22 protein-coding genes, 1 tRNA gene and 2 pseudogenes are annotated in these 21,389 nt (G+C 43.9%); 19 read left to right on the top strand and 6 right to left on the bottom strand.

Annotation, left to right across the window (positions count from 1 at the left end):
- Positions 1 to 12: 12 nt before the first annotated feature.
- From DWX23_RS17140 to DWX23_RS17130, 3 genes are all read left to right on the top strand, one after another.
- A complete protein-coding gene (locus DWX23_RS17140) occupies positions 13 to 771 on the top strand; it encodes a LytTR family DNA-binding domain-containing protein (protein ID WP_122357159.1) in 759 nt (252 codons plus the stop codon).
- A gap of 150 nt (positions 772 to 921) precedes the next feature.
- A complete protein-coding gene (locus tag DWX23_RS17135) occupies positions 922 to 1,359 on the top strand; it encodes a LytTR family DNA-binding domain-containing protein (RefSeq protein ID WP_122357160.1) in 438 nt (145 codons plus the stop codon).
- 103 nt (positions 1,360 to 1,462) lie between these two features.
- Positions 1,463 to 2,509, top strand: a complete 1,047-nt coding sequence (locus DWX23_RS17130) for a DUF2776 domain-containing protein (RefSeq protein WP_122375381.1) — start codon at positions 1,463 to 1,465, stop codon at positions 2,507 to 2,509.
- Between the two features lie 156 nt (positions 2,510 to 2,665).
- Here the strand turns inward: DWX23_RS17130 and DWX23_RS17125 are convergent, their stop codons facing one another.
- Positions 2,666 to 3,868, bottom strand: coding sequence for a hypothetical protein (locus DWX23_RS17125; protein ID WP_122375380.1), 1,203 nt, complete (start codon positions 3,866 to 3,868; stop codon positions 2,666 to 2,668).
- On the bottom strand, positions 3,855 to 5,177 hold the full coding sequence (locus DWX23_RS17120; RefSeq protein ID WP_122375379.1) for a DUF4270 family protein: 1,323 nt from the start codon (positions 5,175 to 5,177) through the stop codon (positions 3,855 to 3,857). The genes DWX23_RS17125 and DWX23_RS17120 overlap by 14 nt, the downstream gene beginning before the upstream one ends.
- Before the next feature lie 264 nt (positions 5,178 to 5,441).
- Between DWX23_RS17120 and DWX23_RS17115 the strand changes: the two genes are divergently transcribed.
- The 8 genes from DWX23_RS17115 to fumC all read left to right on the top strand — a co-directional run bounded on the left by DWX23_RS17115 (position 5,442) and on the right by fumC (position 13,441).
- Entirely contained in the window at positions 5,442 to 6,443 is a 1,002-nt protein-coding gene (locus DWX23_RS17115) for a kelch repeat-containing protein (RefSeq protein ID WP_122357182.1), read from the top strand.
- Entirely contained in the window at positions 6,418 to 6,789 is a 372-nt protein-coding gene (locus DWX23_RS17110) for a DUF4907 domain-containing protein (RefSeq protein WP_122375378.1), read from the top strand. The genes DWX23_RS17115 and DWX23_RS17110 overlap by 26 nt, the downstream gene beginning before the upstream one ends.
- Positions 6,790 to 6,975: 186 nt before the next feature.
- Complete coding sequence (locus DWX23_RS17105) at positions 6,976 to 8,004, top strand: kelch repeat-containing protein (RefSeq protein ID WP_199673312.1); 1,029 nt, start codon at positions 6,976 to 6,978, stop codon at positions 8,002 to 8,004.
- 192 nt (positions 8,005 to 8,196) lie between these two features.
- On the top strand, positions 8,197 to 9,054 hold the full coding sequence (locus DWX23_RS17100; RefSeq protein ID WP_199673310.1) for a GyrI-like domain-containing protein: 858 nt from the start codon (positions 8,197 to 8,199) through the stop codon (positions 9,052 to 9,054).
- An 18-nt stretch (positions 9,055 to 9,072) separates the two neighbouring features.
- Complete coding sequence (locus DWX23_RS17095) at positions 9,073 to 9,894, top strand: helix-turn-helix domain-containing protein (RefSeq protein ID WP_122375377.1); 822 nt, start codon at positions 9,073 to 9,075, stop codon at positions 9,892 to 9,894.
- An 86-nt stretch (positions 9,895 to 9,980) separates the two neighbouring features.
- Complete coding sequence (locus DWX23_RS17090; protein ID WP_122375376.1) at positions 9,981 to 10,349, top strand: VOC family protein; 369 nt, start codon at positions 9,981 to 9,983, stop codon at positions 10,347 to 10,349.
- Positions 10,350 to 10,665: 316 nt separating this feature from the next.
- On the top strand, positions 10,666 to 11,991 hold the full coding sequence (locus DWX23_RS17085) for an MATE family efflux transporter (protein ID WP_122375375.1): 1,326 nt from the start codon (positions 10,666 to 10,668) through the stop codon (positions 11,989 to 11,991).
- Positions 11,992 to 12,043: 52 nt separating this feature from the next.
- Positions 12,044 to 13,441 carry a class II fumarate hydratase gene (fumC, locus tag DWX23_RS17080; RefSeq protein ID WP_122357168.1) on the top strand — a complete coding sequence of 466 codons (1,398 nt, stop codon included), beginning with the start codon at positions 12,044 to 12,046 and terminating at the stop codon, positions 13,439 to 13,441.
- 147 nt (positions 13,442 to 13,588) lie between these two features.
- On the opposite strand, the pseudogene DWX23_RS17075 reads toward fumC, so the two are convergent.
- Positions 13,589 to 13,843 (bottom strand): annotated as a pseudogene (locus DWX23_RS17075) (maltose acetyltransferase domain-containing protein); the annotation flags it as partial.
- A 97-nt stretch (positions 13,844 to 13,940) separates the two neighbouring features.
- Here DWX23_RS17075 and DWX23_RS17070 point away from each other — a divergent pair.
- A complete protein-coding gene (locus tag DWX23_RS17070; RefSeq protein WP_122375452.1) occupies positions 13,941 to 14,684 on the top strand; it encodes an alpha/beta fold hydrolase in 744 nt (247 codons plus the stop codon).
- 119 nt (positions 14,685 to 14,803) lie between these two features.
- The gene (locus DWX23_RS17065; protein ID WP_122357170.1) at positions 14,804 to 15,061 is read left to right on the top strand and encodes a hypothetical protein; all 258 of its coding nucleotides are present in this window, start codon (positions 14,804 to 14,806) and stop codon (positions 15,059 to 15,061) included.
- 77 nt (positions 15,062 to 15,138) lie between these two features.
- On the opposite strand, the gene DWX23_RS17060 is transcribed toward DWX23_RS17065, so the two are convergent.
- Entirely contained in the window at positions 15,139 to 15,447 is a 309-nt protein-coding gene (locus DWX23_RS17060) for a hypothetical protein (protein ID WP_122357171.1), read from the bottom strand.
- 260 nt (positions 15,448 to 15,707) lie between these two features.
- Here DWX23_RS17060 and DWX23_RS17055 point away from each other — a divergent pair, with 260 nt between their 5' ends.
- Positions 15,708 to 15,989: a DUF202 domain-containing protein gene (locus DWX23_RS17055; RefSeq protein ID WP_122375373.1), complete on the top strand. Its 282-nt coding sequence runs from the start codon at positions 15,708 to 15,710 to the stop codon at positions 15,987 to 15,989.
- A 117-nt stretch (positions 15,990 to 16,106) separates the two neighbouring features.
- Here the strand turns inward: DWX23_RS17055 and DWX23_RS17050 are convergent.
- Positions 16,107 to 16,193 (bottom strand) — tRNA-Ser (locus DWX23_RS17050).
- Positions 16,194 to 16,339: 146 nt separating this feature from the next.
- Here DWX23_RS17050 and mltG point away from each other — a divergent pair.
- The 5 genes from mltG to DWX23_RS17025 all read left to right on the top strand — a co-directional run bounded on the left by mltG (position 16,340) and on the right by DWX23_RS17025 (position 20,950).
- Positions 16,340 to 17,383 (top strand): endolytic transglycosylase MltG, encoded by a 1,044-nt coding sequence (mltG, locus tag DWX23_RS17045; RefSeq protein WP_122375372.1) that lies wholly within the window; start codon positions 16,340 to 16,342, stop codon positions 17,381 to 17,383.
- A gap of 82 nt (positions 17,384 to 17,465) precedes the next feature.
- Complete coding sequence (locus DWX23_RS17040) at positions 17,466 to 19,064, top strand: thiamine pyrophosphate-dependent enzyme (protein WP_122375371.1); 1,599 nt, start codon at positions 17,466 to 17,468, stop codon at positions 19,062 to 19,064.
- Entirely contained in the window at positions 19,061 to 19,642 is a 582-nt protein-coding gene (locus DWX23_RS17035) for an indolepyruvate oxidoreductase subunit beta (RefSeq protein ID WP_122375370.1), read from the top strand. The genes DWX23_RS17040 and DWX23_RS17035 overlap by 4 nt, the downstream gene beginning before the upstream one ends.
- A gap of 7 nt (positions 19,643 to 19,649) precedes the next feature.
- Positions 19,650 to 20,156 carry a TlpA disulfide reductase family protein gene (locus DWX23_RS17030; RefSeq protein ID WP_122375369.1) on the top strand — a complete coding sequence of 169 codons (507 nt, stop codon included), beginning with the start codon at positions 19,650 to 19,652 and terminating at the stop codon, positions 20,154 to 20,156.
- 5 nt (positions 20,157 to 20,161) lie between these two features.
- A complete protein-coding gene (locus DWX23_RS17025) occupies positions 20,162 to 20,950 on the top strand; it encodes a 4Fe-4S binding protein (protein ID WP_122375368.1) in 789 nt (262 codons plus the stop codon).
- A gap of 5 nt (positions 20,951 to 20,955) precedes the next feature.
- Here the strand turns inward: DWX23_RS17025 and DWX23_RS17020 are convergent.
- Positions 20,956 to 21,181, bottom strand: a pseudogene (locus DWX23_RS17020) (helix-turn-helix domain-containing protein); the annotation flags it as partial.
- Positions 21,182 to 21,389: the final 208 nt, after the last annotated feature.

Below are 21,389 nucleotides of genomic sequence, written 5' to 3'. Positions count from 1 at the left end.
GAAATAGATCGTATGAATGCTGTAATAATAGAAGATGAAACGGCTGCGGTAAGCACCCTGAAAGCGATATTGGCTCAAAACTCCATTATCCCGATCGAAATAGTAGCGGAACTGGAAAGTATAGAAGAAAGTGTGGTCTATTTCCATACGGCCCCTCAACCGGATATCATCTTTATGGATATTCATCTGGCAGACGGTTCCGCTTTTAAAATATTCGAACAGGTCGAGATCGAAGCTCCGGTTGTTTTTACTACGGCCTATGATGAGTATGCTTTGCAAGCCTTCCAGGTGAGCAGTATCGACTATCTGTTGAAACCCGTAACGCTCACTTCACTGGAACGTGCCTTGAGCAAACTTCGCCTGTTCAGTCCCGAGGAACGCCTGGCCCATATCCGGCAGACCAACGATGTCATACAGGGGCGTCATGTGATCAAAAGTTTGCTTATCATGCTGACAGATAAGTTTTATCCTTTGCAGGTAAAAGATATCCTGTATTTCTATACGGCAAATGAAAAAGTGACGGCTTATACCTCCGATGGCAAACAGCATCCGGTAGACCGTACGTTGGATGCCTTGGGCGATCAACTCGACGAGAGGCATTTCTTCCGGGCAAACCGCCAGTTTATCATCTCCCGGAAAGCGATTAAAGATATCGACTTGTGGTTCGGAAGCCGTTTGTCCGTCAATCTCATTTTGCCTATTCCCGAACGTATCATTATCAGCAAGACAAAGACCCCTGTTTTTAAGAAATGGATACTGATGGAAGAGTGAACGGATGAAATACTGCATCATTCCGGTAAATTTTTTCGCCCCGCCCCTTTGGGCGATTCACCGACTAAGTTGTACCATTTATCGGCCCTTAACCTTTGTTCACCGAACTTTCTTATTTATTTGTAGCATAAACTTAAAAGATACGGAACTATGTTGAAATGTATTACTTTCGATGGGGATGCTTCTACGTTGAACGCCTTGATGGGCTATTTTGAGAAGTTGGATAAAGCATTGGCGGATGTGCATGATGTATTGCACAGGGAACAAACCGAACAACCCGTTTTTGTTCGGGAAGGAAGTAAGATCATTCGTCTTCGCAGGGAAGATATCCTTTTCCTGGAGGGCTATGGCGATTATGTGAAGATTCACCGTACTACGGGCAAGCCTCTCCTGTCGCAGGTAAGCCTGAAACGTTTTGAGGAAAATCTGGCGGACGGTTTGTTCTGCCGGGTACACCGTTCCTATATCGTATCTCTCTCGCATATCAGCTATATTGAGCGGAAGCGGATACGCATCGGTGACGAACTGATTCCGATCAGCGACTCTTACCTGCCTGCATTGATGGGGCGGTTGGCCTTGCAGGAATAAGGCTGTCAGCTTCTGATAACTAAAAAGATTCTATAAAAATGTAATTTGAGGAACAATGCCGTAATCCTGTCTGTTTGGATGAAAATTAAAAAACAAATAGACTATGAATTACGGCATTAGTGTTCTGTTCAGGGCGATACCTCTGCTGATGGCCCTGTTTTGTTTCGGTTATGGATGGTTCGTTCTGGCGTATGGAACAGACCCGAGTCGGTTTGTTGCAGGCCCGGTGATATTCTCGCTGGGGATGATCTGTATCGCACTGTTCTCGACTGCGGCAACGATTATCCGGCAGATCATCCATACGTTTGGGCAGATAAGCCGGTATGCGCTTCCGGCACTGGGGTATTTGTCAGCCCTTCTGACCGTGATAGCCGGGATCTGTATCATGCGGTCGCCCGATGCATCTTCCTTTGTTGCCGGCCATGTGATTTGCGGGGTCGGGTTGATCACCGCTTGCGTATCGACTACGGCAACTTCTTCCACCCGGTTTACGATGATTACCGTCAATGCGAAAAAGACGGACCATGATGTTCCGCCCGAAGCTTTTACCCGTGCTCAGGGGCTGACCCTGATCGCCATTGCCGGCCTGATCGCGCTGGTTGCCTGGGTGTGGGCCTTTTGGCTGTTGGCCGGGAGTGATCGTGGTTCGGAATATTTTGTAGCAGGGCATGTCATGATCGGCCTGGCTTGTATCTGTACCAGCCTGATTGCTTTGGTAGCGACGATCGCCCGGCAGATCAGGAATATTTTTACACCTACCGAACGGGAGTTCTGGCCGGTTATGGTATTGATCATGGGAAGTATTTGCGTTGTCTGGGGGATTATCCTGATCCTGGCAACTGCTAATCCGGCAAACGGGACGACCGGTTATATAATGATAGGGCTGGGACTGGTTTGTTACAGTATATCCAGTAAAGTGATTTTGTTGTCGAAGATATGGAGGCACGAATTCAAATTGTCCAACCGAATCCCGTTGATACCTATTTTCACGGCATTGACTTGTCTGTTCCTCTCCGCATTTCTGTTTGAACTGGGTTCGGTTCATGCTTACTATTTCGTCCCGGCACGTGTGTTGGCCGGTCTGGGAGGCATTTGCTTTACCTTATTCTCGATTGTCAGTATTCTGGAAAGCGGGACGTCTTCAAAGTAATTTACTACTGATGAATATTACTTCTCCGGCACTATAGTGTGACGTGTGCTGACACAATAGCGTGGCATGCACTGACACTATAGTGCTATCCCTGTTATCACAGGCATGCCGGATCGGCGGTTCTACTCTCCGGATCAGGGGCATTCCTGTGATAAATTATAACTTCAGTTTATAGAATAACTCGCTCAATGTATATGAAACCGTTACTCCGAAGGCTTCCCGTCCGAACACATTATTTTTCAGTTGTGTGCGGTCATAATAAAAGGCTGCATTGATACGTCCGTTCATTACCGGCAGTCCCATTCCTGCACTCACCCGGTACGAGTAACCGGTCTGTCCGTTGATTTGCATGTAGGGAGTCGATAGATCTACTCCGGCTTTGTACGTGATCCGTTTCCAGTAACTTCCCGACGTATATCCGTCCGGGAAATAGCTGATACCCATTTTCAACTCATGCGAATCTTTGAACTTTACCCGGCTGTCGCCCGATGAGAGACAGCTGTATTGGTGGAGGCTGTAGTCGAGGGCATACGTCCATTTCTTATAAGCCAACGAACCTCCAACTCCGAAATATTGCGGCAGGTATTGTGTCGTATTCTTCTTGCTTTGTTCTGTCTCGTTGCTGCTGTAAGTAATGGCGATCGAGTTTTCCAGTTTCAGCCGTTGTTTATATCCGTAGACAGCCCCTACCGTAAAGGAGGCATCGCGGTTGAGTTGGCGGTGATACTGTAATCCGAAGTCGGCATAGAAATTATGTGTGTACATTCTGTTTTCAACTGAAATGTCGCTTTGGCTTTCCGTGAGTTTCGTGTTGCCGAATATGTAACTTACATTGACACCGACCGAAAGGTTTTTAGTCAGCATGAAGGCGTTTGTCAGGTAGACTTTGGAAAGTCCGCCATATCCTTCGAATATGCTGGTGTAATATGAATCGGGCGATCCTTCCAGCGGTTGTGTACTCTGGAAATAATAACCGACCGATGAATAAGGTGTCAGGCCGGCTGCCATATACCAGCGGGGAAGAATGCGTCCAGCCAGGGAAAAGGCCGATACATTACCGGTGAAGGCATGACTGCTACCGCTTTTCGACCGGTAAGATTCGCTTTTCAGGAATGCCGAAGTCTCGGCAAAGAGGCGGAGCGTGTCGAGTCCGGTCAGTCCGGCCGGGTTTTCCGTATTGATCAGCCAGGCATCGCGCATACCGGTCGATACGCCTCCCATAGCTGAATTGGAACCATATAAACCCGTTACGATCTCACCGAGTCCGAACATCGAATAAGGCGAGGAGGTCATAATGTTTTGAGCATTGGCGGTTACGGCCGGCAGAAAGAAAAGGATCAGATATTTAATAACTTTCATATATTTTGTAGATTAGCTGTAAGATAATAGGAGAACGGCCCTGCTGGTCACTGAAAGTCAGGTTGCGGAACGACGTCGTATAAGTGTCTTCATTGAACACCAGTTGCAGGTTGTGTTTGTACATCCCGAAAGCTCCCAGTTCCTGTTGCATAAAGTCAGTGATATCGAAATAGTAATAGGTGTTTTCGTCGTATGTGTCGTCTTTCACTAAAGTACCGCTTTGTACGGCTGTTCCCAGATAATCTGTTACGGCATCGGTGACAACATTGTTCTCATCGGCGATATAGAGATAAATACTGTCGGGGAGTGCGTTGGTTCCGGAGAACGTACCGGGTTCAGGGTAGATTTTCAGCAAGGCACTTTCGATAGCAACCTGTTCACCTTGCATCAGGATGTTATTGATAAAAGGAAATTCCAGACGTGTGTACCATCCCAGGCCACCGAAAAGAACGCCTCGGTTATCGAGTAAGGCAGACGGTATCTCTTTCTGCCCTGCCGGAAAAGGTTCCATAATTGTACCTGTGCGGTCGTGGTCGATATGGTTGAACTGGGTAGTCGTGTTAGGGGTGAATGTCAATACCTGTTCATTCTCCTTTTCGTCGATGATGTGGTAATGAAGGACCAACGTCGCCGAACTGTCTGCAACCTGGAAAGAGAGCAGCGACTGGTTGCCCGTAACCTCCGGTATGACGACGAGCCCTTTGAAGTAATCTTCAAAATAGTCGGAGCTGACCTGGATATCCCTTTTGTGGAAACGGGTCAGAAAATCCTGTCCCATCTCATCGGGCAGACGTACCAGTAGCTTTTCCCCGCTTTGAGGCCGGGGGATGAACGTGCTGGTGGCCAATGGCTCTGTTTCGTAGGCGAACGATGAGGTGTTATAGAGATAACCGTTATCGTTCAATCTCACTTTTTCGGTCAGCTTATGTATGTTGATCCGTTGAGCCGACAAGGTGTCACCTACATAATATCCTCCGTAATTAAAGGAAAGGACCAGTGAGTCGAGTACTACCTGGGCATCGATATCGGTCGTGTATGACGGGCAGTTATAAGCCACATAGCTGGAGGAGGATATTTTGCCCCATACAGGATGAGTGTATTCACCTAACATGACAAGAGATTTGCCGGAAGTCTCCAACGAGTCGATCAGCAGGGCGGTAACCGTCACTGTGCTGGTGTCCGTACTGATGTTGCGGAAAGCCGAGTCGACTAATCCGTTACCATACTTATTACTCTCGTCATAGCAGGATTGGAAAAGGCTGCCGGCCATAGCCAGGCATATCCATAACAGAAAAATGTTTCTTTTCATATTATTATATACTGTTCAATTGACCGCACAAAGAACCGGATTCAGTCTTTTTCATGCAAGAATAACCTGCCAATGCCCCGGATTTCTCTGTTAATGGCCTGATTGCACAGATTAGCCGGTAACAGGTCCGGTATAAGGCCCAAAAAGGATTTTACCTTCCTAAAATCCCCATTCATCGGATAGGAAAGGCTGTTTGTCGATTTAATTTGCCGGATTTTGAGATACTTTATTCTTTTGCATCCGTAAACAGTAACACGTTATATGATGACACAAAAAAGACTATTTCTGTTCCTGCTGGCCTTGCTGCCTCTGGTAATGATATCCTGTGGGGATGACGATGATGATGATTTGATAGGAAAGTGGTATCGCGTATCCGATTTCGACGGTTTGGCCCGTAGTGATGCCTCCTCGTTCTCTATCGGGAATAAGGGATATCTGGTCTGTGGATTTGATGGAACAAACCGCTTGTCGGATTTATGGGAGTATGATATGGACCGGGATACCTGGACACAGAAAGCAAACTTCCCCGGTACGGCGCGTAACTCGGGAGTTGCCATGACAGTTGACGGTAAAGGGTATTTCGGAACCGGATATGACGGATCGAATAAACTGAGCGATTTCTGGGAGTATGATCCTACCGCCAATAGCTGGACACAAAAAGCTGATTTCCCCGGTGGTGCACGTTATGATGCTGTCGCTTTCGGTGTAAGTGGCAAAGGATATATCGGTTGTGGTTATGATGGGAATTATCTGAAAGATTTCTATGCGTTTAACCCCGGTTCCAACAGCTGGCAACAGATCGTCAGCATCGGCGGAACCAAACGGCGCGGTGCAACCAGTTTCGTGATGAACGATAAAGCATATATTTGTTGCGGAACGAATAACGGTACTTATGTGGATGACTTCTGGATGTTCGATCCCTCAACAGAGACATGGACTCAGTTGCGCGACATAGCCGATACCTCGGATGAAAGTTATGATGATGATTATAATATAGTACGAACGAATGCATCGGCTTTCGTTATCGACGGGGCAGTTTATCTGACCTGCGGGGAAAGTGGGAGTATACGTTCCGACACGTGGAAATATTATCCTGCAACCGATTTGTGGGAGAATGTAGCCAAGTTTAAAGGTACGGCCCGTACAGTTGCTGTTTCTTTTTCCAATGGTGAAAGGGGATTTGTGGCGACGGGAAAGAGCAGCACTTACCGTTTTGATGACATTTGGGAACTTCACCCTTATGAATACGACGATGATGATTATTAAAGGTAGAAAGGCTCTTTGGGGCCTGGTGCTGTTACCGGTACTTGTTTTATTTCTTTATTTCCGTCATGGAGATGTGGGGTCTCCCGACGGCCGGCAACCGGAGTTGCAAACGTTTCAATTGGAGGATGGCTGGGGCTATCAGATCGTGATGAACAAGAAGGTGTTGATATATCAGCCCTCCATTCCTGCAATTGACACGCTGAGGTCTTTCCCGGATGAGGCCAGTGCCCGTAAGATCGGTTCGCTGGTCCTGGAAAGGCTTAAAAATAACAAGGATTTTTCAATAACAATTGGTGATATTGAACATTCACTCTCTGATTTAGAAACAAACGATAATTCAACGTGAACGTCGGAAAGGGTAGCCAGTGATGGTCGCCCTTTCTTTTTGTAAAGACAATTACTGCTTGTGCGTCTGAATGGGCTTTACCTTTTATAATAGTCTGTTCATCGGGAGATTAGTCCTGTTGGTCGATTTTATTTGTGCGTAGGTAAGATACTTTGTTCTTTTGTATCAGTAAATAGAAGAAGTGGTATGAATGTATTTGAGAGGTTGTTTCTATTGCTGTTGACCATGTTCTCCGTAACGATGGTCTCTTGTAAGGAGGATGACGATATCATTCCCGATGATGATGACACGGAAGATTGCTTGATGGGAAAATGGTATCGTATATCCGACTTTGACGGGGTTCCCCGTAGTGATGTCGCATCGTTTACGATCGGAGATTACGGATATCTGGTCTGTGGATTTGATGGAACGAGCCGTTTGTCGGATTTCTGGGAATATGATATGGACCGGGATACCTGGACACAGAAAGCGAACTTTCCCGGTGCGGCGCGTAACTCGGGAGTTGCCATGGCGGTTGACGGGAAAGGATATTTCGGAACCGGATATGACGGAAGCAATAAGTTGGATGATTTCTGGGAATATGATCCGGCAGCCAATAGTTGGACACAAAGAGCCGACTTTCCCGGCGGTGCACGTTATGATGCAGTGGCTTTCGGTGTCGATGGTAAAGGTTATGTCGGTTGCGGCTATGACGGCAGTTTTTTGAAAGACTTTTATGTGTTTGATCCGGATACCGATAGTTGGGAACAGCTCTATTTCGATGGATGTAAACGGAGTGGCGCATCCGCTTTCGTGATCGACGACAAGGCATATATTTGCTGCGGATTGAATAACGGAGTTTATGCAGATGATTTCTGGAGGTTCAACCCTTCAACAGGGATATGGACACAATTGCGTAATATTTCGGATACTTCGGAAGAAAGTTATGATGATGAGTATGCGATAGCTCGTGTGTCGGCAGCAACTTTTGTTATCGATGGTTCAGCCTATCTGACTTGCGGTGAAAGCGGAAGTCTGTGTACCGATACCTGGAAATATTCTCCTTCAACTGATTTGTGGGAGAATGTAGCCAAATTCAAAGGGGTAAGTCGTAAGGCACAGGCATCTTTCTCAAATGGCAAGAGAGGTTTTGTCTTAGCTGGCATGAGTGGGCTTATACGTTTTGATGATGTATGGGAGTTTCATCCGGATGAGTACGATAAGGATGATTACTAACGGAAGAAATAAATCTTATGTAAAATTCCTATAACAACTAGATATTAAACATTCACTCTCTGATTTAAAAACAAACGATAATTCAACGTGAACATGGAAAGGGTGGCCAGTGATGGTCGCCCTTTTTTAGCAAGATAGGAAAAGTATCTTATCCTCCCCGCTCTTATCTTTGTAGCGAAATACAAAATGAATATGGAACAAAGACCCGCAACAAAAGAAGAGTATCAACGTAAAATAAATATCCTGGTAGAGTATATCAACAATCATTTGAGCGAAACAATTGATCTGGATATGCTGGCAGAGATGTCCGGTTTTTCGCCCTGGCATTTCCACCGGATCGTAAAAGCATTCCTGGGAGAGAATATCGGTGCTTTTATTGTCAGGATGAGGGTCGAGACTGCAGCTCGGTTACTGCGTTACTCGGATATGTCGGTACAGGAAATATCCTGGCGCGTAGGTTATGATGTCCCGTCTTCCTTGTCGAAGGCCTTTAAACTGTTCTATGGTATTTCACCTAATAATTATCGTAAAAATAAAGATTACATTATTATGAGACCTGTTGAAGTAAGACATGATTTGAATATAGAAACTGAAGTAAAAGAATATCCTGACCGTCAGATTGCCTATGTCCGTTTATCGGGAGCCTATATGACTCTCGATTTTTGCGGGGCCTGGCAGAAACTGTGGGCCTTTGTGAAAGAACAGAACCTGTATTCGGAAGGGATCGAGCATATCTGTATCTATCATGACGACCCAAAAGTGACGGAACCTGACAAGCTGCGCACGTATGTTTGCCTGGTTTTACCGAAAACAGCCGAACCGAAAGGGGAGGTTGGCGTAAAGCAATTACCTGCTGCTAAATATCTAATCTTCCGCTATAAAGGTTCGTATGAACATCTGAAATCGGTATATGATACGATCTATCTGCACCTGATTCCTGAAAGTGGATACAGGCCGCTTGATGCGCCGGGATATGAAAAGTATCTGAATAATCCGGCTAACACGGCCCCTGAAGAGCTGGTGACTGAAATCCATATACCGATTGAATAAATTCGTATATTTGCCGGCATGGAATCGTTTCAGATACTATTACCTTTGCCGGTACTTGCTCCTTATGTCAGGCATTACTGGTTGTTGGAGACGGATAGTCCTATAGAAAACACGGAGCGCATCATCCCGACCGGGAATGTGCAGATGCTTTTCTATCGGGGGAATCCAATATTATTATCTTCCTCACACGACAGCCGCCGTGTAAACAGCCAGTCTATTTTGTGCGGGCAGTATGTCGGTTACTCCGAACTGAGCTTTTCCGGAACGATCAGGATACTGGCCGTTGTCTTCCATACACATTCGGTAAGTGCATTCTTCCGGATGCCCGTCAGTGAGTTTTGCAACCAAAAAGTTTCTGCCGATGAGTTGGGCGACCGCGAATTGCAGGAACTGGAAGACCGTATATTATATGAAGCAGACGACAGGAATTGTATCTGCCTGGTCGAACATTTCCTTCTGTCCCGTCTCAATCCTCCGAAAGAACATAATCTCGAACGGATGTTTTCTGCTATTCGGACGATCAACCGGCGGGGAGGAGAAGTGCGTATCTCTGATCTTGCTTCATCTGTTTATCTGAGTACTAAACAGTTTCAACGTATTTTTACCGGACATGTTGGGATCAGCCCGAAGGAGTTCCTGCGGATTGTCCGTTTCCAGCATGCTTTATATGTACTGCAATCTACTCCGGATATAAGTTTTTCCCAACTGGCTTATGAATGTGGCTTCTATGACCAGCCGCATCTGATTAATGAATTTAAGGTTTTCTCCGGATATACCCCGAAAGAGTATCTGGGCGTTTGTGCTCCCTATTCCGATTATTTCTCACAGGAGAACGGCTAATGTCCTTTTTTTCCAAGTCTCGGCTTTTGGCATACTCTATCTTTGCATTGTCAAAAGACAGAAACTGTTTATCTAAAAAAGTGAACATGAAAAAGTTAATTTCTTTCTTCGAGATTCCGGCCTCTGATTTCGTAAGGGGCGTAAAGTTTTACGAAACAGTGTTGAGCCTGAAGTTGGATGTGATGGAGTGCGATGCCGAAAAGATGGCTTTCTTCCCTGATGAAGACGGTTTGGCTCCGGGTGCCGTATCATGGGCTGCCGATTTTCTCCCGTCAAAGAACGGTGTACTTATCCATTTGCATGTAGACGATATGGAAGCTACACTCTCTCTGATCAAATCCAACGGGGGAAAGGTTCTTAGGGAAAAGACAAAGATTGAAGCTGACTGTCGCGGATATTTTGCTATGTTTTCCGATAGTGAAGGAAATACGATTGGACTGTATTCCGACAGATAAGAAGGTCATTTGTGATTGAACGGAAAGGACGGCAGGAGTGTCGTCCTTTTTATATTTTTCATTTTCTGCCGTTTTAGTAGTCATAGTCAGGAAAAACGTTTACATTTGCAACTGTTACAAATAATCCGATTATTCAACTTATGAAGTGTCAACTCTGTATATAGCGTAGTTTCCTTTGACATAAGGCAAAGACCTTCTTTGTCTGTAATTCGCTATCCTCTTATCATACAGGGTACAAATCTTATTTTATAATTAATTGTCGTGATGCATTCTTCTGAAAAGAATGTATAGTGACGCATATATACTAAGTTGAATTATGAATTTCACATACAAACAAATATGGCTCATCAACTTTCCTGTGATGATGAGCATTCTTATAGAGCAATTGATTAATATTACAGACGCTATCTTTCTGGGACACTATGGAGAGGTGGAGTTGGGAGCTGCCGCATTGGCGGGTATGTATTACCTGGCTATCTATATGCTGGGGTTTGGTTTCAGTCTGGGGTTACAAGTGATGGTAGGCCGTCGTAACGGAGAAGGGAATTATAATGAGACGGGGAAAGTATTCTTTCAGGGACTGTTCTTTCTTATTGTGTTGGCCGGATCTATGTTCGTAATGTCCTGGTTATTCTCTCCGGCCTTATTATCTGAACTGATCACATCGGAAGAAGTGTATGAGGCTGTAATAAAATATCTGGACTGGCGTACGTTCGGTCTGTTGTTTACTTTTCCGGCTTTGGCTTTCCGGGCTTTCTTTGTGGGAATAACAAAGACACGGATACTGACAACGGGGGCAGTCGTAATGGTAATTACTAATATTGTATTGAATTATCTGTTGATATTCGGTAACTTCGGGTTTCCCCGGCTGGGAATATCCGGAGCCGCATTGGCTTCCACCATTTCGGAACTTTCTTTTCTGATCGTTTTAGTGGTATATGTTTGCCGCAAAATAGACAAGCGTTATTATGGACTACGGCCTGTATACGATTGGCAATTGCAACTTCGGCTATTTAAGCTTTCGGTATGGAGCATGATGTATTCTTTTACGGCCGTGGCTCCCTGGTTCTTGTTTTTTGTGGTGATTGAACATTTGGGAGAGGAGCAGCTAGCCATTGCAAATATAGTCCGTAGTATCTCTACTGTATTTTTTGTAATAGTCTGTTCCTTTTCAACGACAACAGGATCTTTGGTCAGCAATCTGATCGGTGCCGGGGAATATCGTAATATCATGCCTTTATGCCGGAAGATGATGGGTTTGAGCTACATGCAGGGAATCCCGTTGCTTGTATTTACCTTCCTTTTTTCGGATGAGGTATTAGGTATTTATACTAAAAATCAAGAGTTGATCCGGAATGCATTCTGGCCTTTTGTTGTAATGCTCTCCAATTATTTCCTGTCGGTTCCGGCACATATTTATTGTAATGCTGTAACGGGAACGGGCCGGACACGGACTGCTTTTGTTTTTGAACTGATTACGATCCTGATTTATCTTGCCTATCTGTTTTTGGTATTGGTACAGTTTGATGTCCCGCTGATGGTTTACTGGACGGCCGAGCTTTTATATGTTTTCGTGCTTTTCGTCCTTACTTATGGCTATATGAAGGTTCGTTACTTCAAAATATATGCTCCTGAGGTATAAACATTTCATTATCTGTACGGTTTTATAAAAAAGATATTAAAGAAAAAGACTTATGGAATGTCGGATAGAAAAAGATACGATGGGAAACGTGAAAGTCCCAATCGATGCCTATTATGGTGCACAGACCCAACGTAGTGTTGAAAACTTCAGGATTGCACAGGATATAAACCGGATGCCGAAAGAAATTATCCGGGCATTTGCTTATTTGAAGATGGGAGCGGCCCTGGCAAATAAAGATGCCGGAGTTTTATCTCAGGAAAAATGCGACCTGATTGTACGTGTCTGTGATGAGATACTGGATGGAAAATTGGATGACTCTTTCCCTTTGGTTGTATGGCAGACCGGTAGCGGAACGCAAACCAATATGAATGTGAATGAAGTGATAGCTTATCGCGGGCATGTGTTGAATGGTGGAAAATTGACGGATGAGGTAAAGATATTGTCGCCCAACGATGATGTGAATAAGTCGCAGTCGTCGAACGATACTTTCCCTTCGGCTATGCATATCGCAGCATATAAAATGCTTAGGGAGAATACGATCCCGGCCCTGGAGATGCTACATAAGAGTTTGATAATGAAAAGCCGTGAGTTCATGCCGATCGTGAAAATAGGACGTACCCATTTTATGGATGCTACGCCGTTGACGCTTGGCCAGGAATTTAGTGGTTATGCTGCTCAATTGGAATATGGTATTCATGCCCTGAAAAGTACTTTGCCGCATTTGGCAGAACTGGCATTAGGTGGTACTGCTGTCGGTACGGGTATCAATACGCCTGATAACTTTGGAGAGAATGTTGCCCGTAAAATTGCACAACTGACCGGGTTGCCGTTTGTTACCGCGCCGAATAAGTTTGAAGCATTGGCTACTCACGATGCGATCGTGTCTACCCATGGTGCACTGAAGGGTATAGCCGTCAGTCTGATGAAGATTGCAAACGATATCCGCATGCTCGGTTCCGGTCCACGTGCCGGGATAGGTGAGATCCATCTTCCGGAGAATGAGCCCGGTTCATCCATCATGCCGGGTAAAGTAAACCCGACCCAAAACGAAGCATTGACAATGATCGCCGCACAAGTGATGGGCAATGATGTGGCTATTTCGGTAGGTGGGGCAAACGGGCAGTTCGAATTGAACGTATTCAAACCGATGATTATTTATAACTTTCTTCATAGTGCCCGCCTGATTGGCGATGGTTGCAGGAGCTTTAATGATAATTGTGTTATCGGTATCGAGCCTGTAAAAGAGAATATAAAGAAACATCTGGACGATTCATTGATGCTTGTAACGGCTCTTAATCCGAAGATCGGTTATTACAAGGCTGCATCGATAGCCCAGAAGGCTTATCGTGAGAATAAGTCTTTGAAACAGGCGGCCGTCGAATCGGGTTTGTTAACGGCTGAAGATTTTGATAATTGGGTTGATCCGTCTAAAATGGTAGGTAATATCTGATATTGTGATCTTAGTGGATAATTAATGGAATGCAGTTTTTGCAAAGGATGCAAAGGCTGCATTTTTGTTTGCAAGGTTTATCCGAATATGTAAACATTAACGATGGAAATGACGTTTCCCCGGTACATGTAATAAACTTAAACTTCAATTCATATTTATCTCGATATTGTTTCCTAGGTGTATGTTTTCGCCATAATCGACATGAATAGGAGCTGAAACCCATACATTTTCACCTCTTGATCCGAGTAACTGGTCGAGGATACTGTTCAGCTGTTCTTTATCGGTTGTATCTGTATCGTAATATTGTTTTGCCAGTTTTTTGGCAAGGTGCCAGCGTGTGATTAACTCTTTGTCGCCGCAATCATATGATTCACCGGCCAGCATTTTTTCTTTTTCGGTCATCTTCGTGTTCTTTTATGAGTAAAACATTCTTTTGGTTATAAATATAAGGTTTTTGAACAAAACCACTATCTTTATGCTTATAAAGAGTAAAAGCAGTATGGAAGGAAATAAAGCACAATCTCCCGGAATATGGAATCGTTTATCATCGTTGGTAAACTGGTTCCGGAAGAAGGATGTAAAGAATATCGATGTCTATTTTATTTCCGGAATGTGCTATAATTGTAAGGTATTTGATAAGCTGAGGCTTCCGAAAGGGTATAGGAAGGTTTATATTGAATGGTATATTCCCCGGCCGGACGAATCCTTGTCCGAATATGCCCGGACTATGGCAAAAGTGATCGATACTTCCTCTCCGTTTATCCTGATCGGCTATTCTTTCGGTGCAGTGGTCATGCAGGAAATGACCCTTTTCCTGAAACCGGAGAAATGTGTGATTATTTCTTCTTTTAAAAGCAAGAAAGAAATCCCTATTCTTTTCCAGGCAGTCCGTAAAGTGAATCTGATGGAATTTATGCCTAAGCGGCTTTTCTCTTCGACTGATTTTATAACGAATGCATTTAACCGTTTGGTATATAATGCATCCAATTCTGATCTGGCTGAATATATGACGGTAACTGATCCGGTTTATATAAAATGGGCGGTGGAACAGATCACAGACTGGGTACCGGATAATAAAAGCGAACATCTCTATCATATCCATGGAACTTCCGACCAGATATTTCCTTATGACCGGCTCGAAGATGTTTTTCCGGTTGAAGGAGGTGATCATTTAATGGTGGTGAAGAAAGCGGATATTGTCAGTTCCATATTGGATATTATCTTGCTTAAAAAGGAAGAATAACCTCTCTGTTTCTTGTTGACTGATTCTGTTTTAATAGAATAATTACTAAATGTTGTCATAATAGTGAGCTTTTCGATTGCTGTCCGGGTTATTATAAGCGAATTGAAAAATGGATTGTTATGGCAAATGAATTTAGTGACAAATTAACGACAGAAGAACGTAAAGAACTTCCCTCTTCTGATTTCGGTCTTCCTGAAACGCGGGAATTCCCAATGCCGGACGGTGCTCATGTAAGGGCAGCCGAAGCTTATTTCAGATATGCGCCGGAAGATAAAAAGTCTTTATTGGCACATCGCATCCTGTTAAAAGCGGAAGAATTCGGTGTCGATGTACACAGTCCGGTAATTCTGGGATGGGCTGAAAAGTATGAAAGTTAAAGAACAAAAATGTCCGGGCTTCTTTAAAAGTCCCGGACATTTTATCTTAACCGTTTTATAACCTGTGGGTTGTTAATTTATTTTACTTCTTCACCTTTGTCATTGAAAGTAACAGTGCTTTCAGTTCCTTCAGCTGTAGCGATTACCAGTTTATAAGTTTTTGCTCCGTCCTTTTCTGCTACAGAGGCTTCTTTGATTGTCTGACCTGCATATGCTTTTTCAACTGCACTTTTCACAACATCCGGTACTTCCGTTACTTCAATCTTTTTGTATTCATCCTGTGACGCCTGGCAGCAAGCCACTGAATCAACGCTTGTTTCTGCTGCGATAGCACTCATACAACCAACACCCATCACCATTGCCATAACAACTAATACTTTTTTCATGACTTTAAATTTTTAATTAAACAATCTTTTATGCTAATACATTTATGATAGTTCAATTGGCATGCCAAAATGATTTGTTCTGAGTAAAATGCTGATTATCAGTGATGATTATTTTCTCAATGGTGATGTGATTGTGGAATTGGATTGTGGAATCGTGGAAATCTGATGAAAATATCCTCAAAAAGCAGGTAAACAACAGCTCTGTTTTGTGTGTTTAAAATATAAAGTCATCATGTTATATAGAAAGAAAGGGATAATAAATGAATGGGTTTAAAAATTATGAGAAAATTATATTGAGGGATTATCTGGCATTGGAAAGAACCAGGTTGGCAAATGAACGAACTCTTTTTTCTTATATACGTACCTCGTTATATCTTTTGACCGTCGGGTTCGGCATATTTGAAATCAAAAGTATTCAACATCTGATAGCAGTAGCATGGATATGCATAGGTGTTAGTGTGATTCTGCTTCTCATTGGATTCTACAGGTATTATCAGTTAAAAAAGTATTTGAACACTTATACTTATGAAGACTCCCATTAGGATGGCGTAGTTGTGCCACTCCATTGACAAAATACTTTGAAAGGATCTGAAAAATGGTTTTATTGGAGGTGGATAAAACAACAAAGGCTATCAGTCTTTCGACTAACAGCCTTGGAGCGGAAGCGGCGAGATTCGAACTCGCGGTACCCTTACGAGTACGTCAGTTTAGCAAACTGGTGGTTTCAGCCACTCACCCACACTTCCATGTGTTCTGTGCTTCTTCCTTAGAATTGCGCTGCAAAGATAGGCGTATGTTTTTTAATAAACAAAGTATTTTGCATCTATTTTTTGAGAAAAAGATACTACTTTTGTAACCTGTTCTGATAATCAGTATTTTATTGGATTAAAAAATGAATAAGAAAAAACGAGGAAAACGTAATATACTAATCGGGGGAGTCGTATTTTTAGTCTTTTTGCTGGCGGGAGCGGGCTTTTGGGGATATCGTCTGGCATGGGCTCCGAATTTTATGTCGAAAGAAACAGTCTACCTATATATAGGAAAGGAAAAAAATTTTGATGACCTGTGTCGCCAATTGATCGATTCCGCTGATTGTAGCCGGCTCGGTAGCTTTAAGCAATTGGCAGGGATATTGAAATATCAGGAGAACATAAGGACCGGGCGATATGCCGTATCACCGGGGATGAGTAACCTGGAGCTTTTGAACGATCTGCGGCGCGGACATCAGGTGGCAACCCGTCTTACATTTAATAATATCCGTTTCAAGGATGATCTAGCCGAACGTATGGATGACCAGTTGATGCTGGATAAAGAAGAATTGCTCTCTTTGCTCAATGATTCCGCCTACTGTGATTCGTTGGGATTCACGCTTGAAACAGTCATGGCAATGTTTATCCCGAATACTTATGAAGTCTATTGGAATATTCCGGCAGAGAAACTGATGCAACGTATGAAACGGGAGTATAAATCTTTCTGGACAGATGCACGTTTGGAAAAAGCAAAGGCCATAAACCTGACCCCGGTTGAAGTTTCTGTTCTCGCTTCTATTGTGGAGGAAGAAACAGCAGCCACGGATGAATATCCGATTGTAGCAGGATTATATCTTAACCGTTTGCATCGTGGAATTCCCTTACAGGCAGATCCGACTGTGAAGTTCGCCGTAGGTGATTTTACCTTGCAGCGTATCCTGTTTGAACATCTGGAGATCGATTCTCCTTATAATACATATAAATATCCCGGCCTTCCACCGGGGCCATTACGTATTCCTACCATCAAAGGGATGGACAGCGTTTTGAATTATATGAAGCATAATTATCTTTATATGTGTGCCAAAGAGGATTTTTCGGGACGCCACAATTTTGCAGCGACATTGACGGAACATAACCGTAATGCAAACCGCTACAGGGCTGAGCTTAACAGGAGAAAGATTCGATAAATTTTTTACCGCTTGTTGGGGTAAAAACTGTATCTTTGGCAGTTGGTATAACATAAAAATCAATTTAAGAAAACAAATATACATGGAAAAACAACTATTCTTGGGGGATGAGGCAATCGCACAAGCTGCGATTGATGCCGGTATTTCCGGTGTTTATGCCTATCCGGGTACTCCTTCAACAGAAATTACCGAGTATATCCAAGGCTCGGCAGTAGCGAAAGAACGGGGGATACATAGCCGTTGGAGTGCGAATGAAAAGACTGCAATGGAAGCTGCATTAGGTATGAGTTATGCCGGAAAGCGCTCTTTGTGCTGTATGAAGCATGTCGGACTGAACGTGGCAGCAGATTGCTTTATGAATGCAGGAATGAGTGGTATTAACGGCGGTATGATCATTATTACAGCGGATGATCCATCTATGCACTCTTCACAAAATGAACAGGATAACCGTGTATATGGTAATTTTGCCATGATCCCGATGCTGGAACCTTCCAGCCAGCAGGAAGCTTACGATATGGTGTATGAAGGTTTCGAGCTTTCTGAAAAACTGGGTTATCCGATCCTGATGCGTATTACTACCCGTATGGCACATTCCCGTGCAGGTGTAGTGACACGTCCGATCAAAGATGAAAATACAATGAATTGCCCGCCGGACGGACGCCAGCGTTTTATCCTGCTTCCGGCTTTGGCACGTAAGCGTTTCAAAGTATTACTGGAATCTCAGAAAGTATTTACCGAATCTTCTGAAAACTCAATATATAACAAGTATTTCGATGCTCCGGATAAAGAGTTGGGTATTATTACTACAGGAATTGCTTTCAATTATCTGTCTGAGAATTATCCGGACGGGTTTGAGCATCCGGTACTGAAGATCAGCCAGTATCCGTTACCACGTAAGTTGGTGGAAAAGATCGCAAACGAATGCAAGGAAATCCTGGTACTGGAAGAAGGTTATCCGGTAGTGGAAGAACAATTGAAAGGTTTCTTGGGGAAAGGTGTTATTGTACATGGCCGTTTGGACGGAACTTTACAGCGTGACGGTGAATTGACTCCGGATGCTGTTGGGAAGGCTTTGGGTAAAGAAATTAACAGTTACTATGCGATACCGGAAGTGGTTGAACAGCGTCCGCCCGCTTTGTGCCAGGGTTGCGGTCACCGCGATGTCTATGAAGCGCTGAACGAAGTGTTGGCCGAATATAAAGATCCGAAAGTATTCGGTGATATCGGTTGTTATACGTTAGGTGCTTTGCCTCCATTCCGTGCAATCGACTCCTGTATTGACATGGGGGCTTCTATCACTATGGCAAAGGGTGCTTCCGATGCCGGTGTATTCCCTGCGGTATCAGTGATCGGAGACTCTACTTTCACGCACTCGGGTATGACCGGTTTGCTGGATTGTGTAAATGAGAATACGAATATAACGATCGTTATCTCCGATAATGAAACAACGGCGATGACCGGTGGGCAAGATTCAGCCGGAACAGGACGTCTGGAAGCTATTTGTGCCGGTATCGGCGTCGATCCGGCTCATATCCGTGTGATGATCCCGTTGAAAAAGAATTACGAAGAGATGAAAACGATCATCCGCGAAGAGATTGAATATAAGGGCGTATCTGTCCTGATCCCGCGTCGTGAATGTATCCAGACATTAACCAGAAAGAAAAAAGCAAGTAAGAAATGAGAGCAGATATTATATTGTCAGGTGTAGGAGGACAAGGTATCCTCTCTATTGCCGCCGTTATTGGAGAAGCAGCTTTGAAAGAAGGTCTGTATATGAAACAAGCGGAAGTACACGGAATGAGCCAGCGCGGAGGTGACGTACAGTCGAATTTGCGTTTGTCAGACCAGCCGATCGCATCCGATCTGATCCCGAAAGGACATGCCGACCTGATCATTTCACTGGAACCGATGGAGAGTCTCCGTTATCTTCCTTATCTGAAAAAAGAGGGTTGGCTGGTGACAAACTCACAGCCGTTTGTCAATATCCCCAACTATCCGGATATCGACAAGGTGAATGAAGAATTGAATAAGCTGCCGCATAAAGTAATTCTCGATGTGGAGGCAATTGCAAAAGAAGTGGCTACGGCCCGTGCTGCGAATATTGTTATGCTGGGGGCAGCAACTCCTTTTATCGGTATCGAATATGATAAAATAGCAGATGGTATCCGTCATATCTTTGGCCGTAAGGGTGAAGAAGTGGTCGAGATGAACCTGAAAGCATTGAAAGCAGGCTATGACGTAGCCCAAAGTTTAAAATAAAATTTTTATGAAAAAAAGTCTCTTAACCGCCATCTTTATGATCTTTGCCTTTATTACTCATGCACAAAACGATGCAGACATAATAAAGGTAGGTGACCAGATGCCTGCATTTACGATCGTTTCCGATAACGGAACACAAACGTCGTCAGCATCTCTGAAAGGAAAAGTAGTCCTGATAAACTTTTTTGCCACTTGGTGTCCTCCCTGCCAGAAAGAACTGGCTGAGGTACAGCAGAAACTGTGGCCGAAGTATAAGGATAACAAGAGTTTTCAAATGCTGGTGATCGGTCGTGAACATACGGATGCCGAACTGGCGAAGTACAACGAGAAAAAAGGTTTTACTTTCCCGTTATACCCCGACAAGAACCGGGCGATCTTCGGTGCGTTTGCCAAGAACCTGATTCCCCGAACCTATTTGATAGGTAAGGACGGTAAAGTGATCTATACCGGCAAAGGATATACGGAAGAAGAGTTTGCCGAATTGATGAAAAAGATCGATGCGGCGATAAAATAAAAGATATGCAGTATAAGAATATACATTTAATCTATTTTTCTCCGACGCATACATCGGCTAAGATATCTTATGCTATTGCGGAAGGATTGGAAGCGGAAACTTTATCTGAGTCGGATATAACCTGCGAAGGCTTAAAGGAACCGTTGCTAATAGGAGAGAATGAACTGGTGATCGTTGCTGTCCCGGTCTATGGCGGACGTGTTGCAGAAACGGCGATGGAACGTATCCGTATGTTTCAGGGAAAAGATACGCCGGTCATACCAGTGGTTGTCTATGGGAACCGCGATTACGAAGATGCTTTGAAAGAGCTGAGCGATACGTTGGTAGTGCAGGGATTTATTCCTGTCAGTGCCGGTGCTTTTGTCGGTGAACATTCTTATAGCCGGAAGGATATGCCTATTGCGGCAGGTCGTCCGGATAAGGATGATCTGTTCAAGGCTTCTCAGTTTGGACATGATACGCTGAAGAAACTGGATGATGCTGGCTGTTTGTCGAAATTGCCAGTGCTGGAGGTGAAAGGGAATTACCCTTATAAAGTAAAAGGACCGTCGACACCACAGGCTCCGGTTACGGATGAAGAGCTATGTACACTGTGTGAATATTGTATTGATGTTTGTCCGGTTACTGCCATTTCGATTGTCGATGACCGGATGTTCAGTGATCCTGTTCTTTGTATTAAATGCTGTGCCTGTGTGAAGGAATGCCCGGAAGGAGCACGTACGTTTGATACGCCTTATACGGCCATGCTTCATAAAAACTTCAGTGCACGGCGCGAACCTGAATTGTTCTTTTGATCATTTTAAATAATTAGCTTATAGCCGATCCCACGGATATTTATTATTTGAACCGAGGGATCGGCTTTTAGTTTCTTACGTAGTTTAGTAATAAACACGTCCATACTCCGGGCGTTGAAAAAACTATCGTCTCCCCATAGCTCTTAGCAATACGGGGTTCCTGTGTAGCATATCGTTTGTATGCTGACATAGAAGCCGCAGGATCTCCGCTTCCCGGTGAGAGAGTGTTTCGGTCTGGCTGATCTTTATCTGTATTAAATGAATGGATTTTATTAATTTATTTCATCGGGTTGTAATTAATTTTGATGATATGTTTTTGGAATTAGGCTGAAAGAATTGATTGGGCCATTATAATTGTTCCTTATTCTTTCCTGTAGAATTATTCGTTTGATATATATCAAACGCAAAGAACACATATATGCTTCATTCGTTTGATGAT

It is taken from the genome of Parabacteroides sp. AF18-52 (assembly GCF_003479145.1).
GTDB lineage: Bacteria > Bacteroidota > Bacteroidia > Bacteroidales > Tannerellaceae > Parabacteroides > Parabacteroides faecis.
Note: the sequence above shows the minus strand (reverse complement) of the source record. Positions and strands in the feature narration are given on the sequence as shown.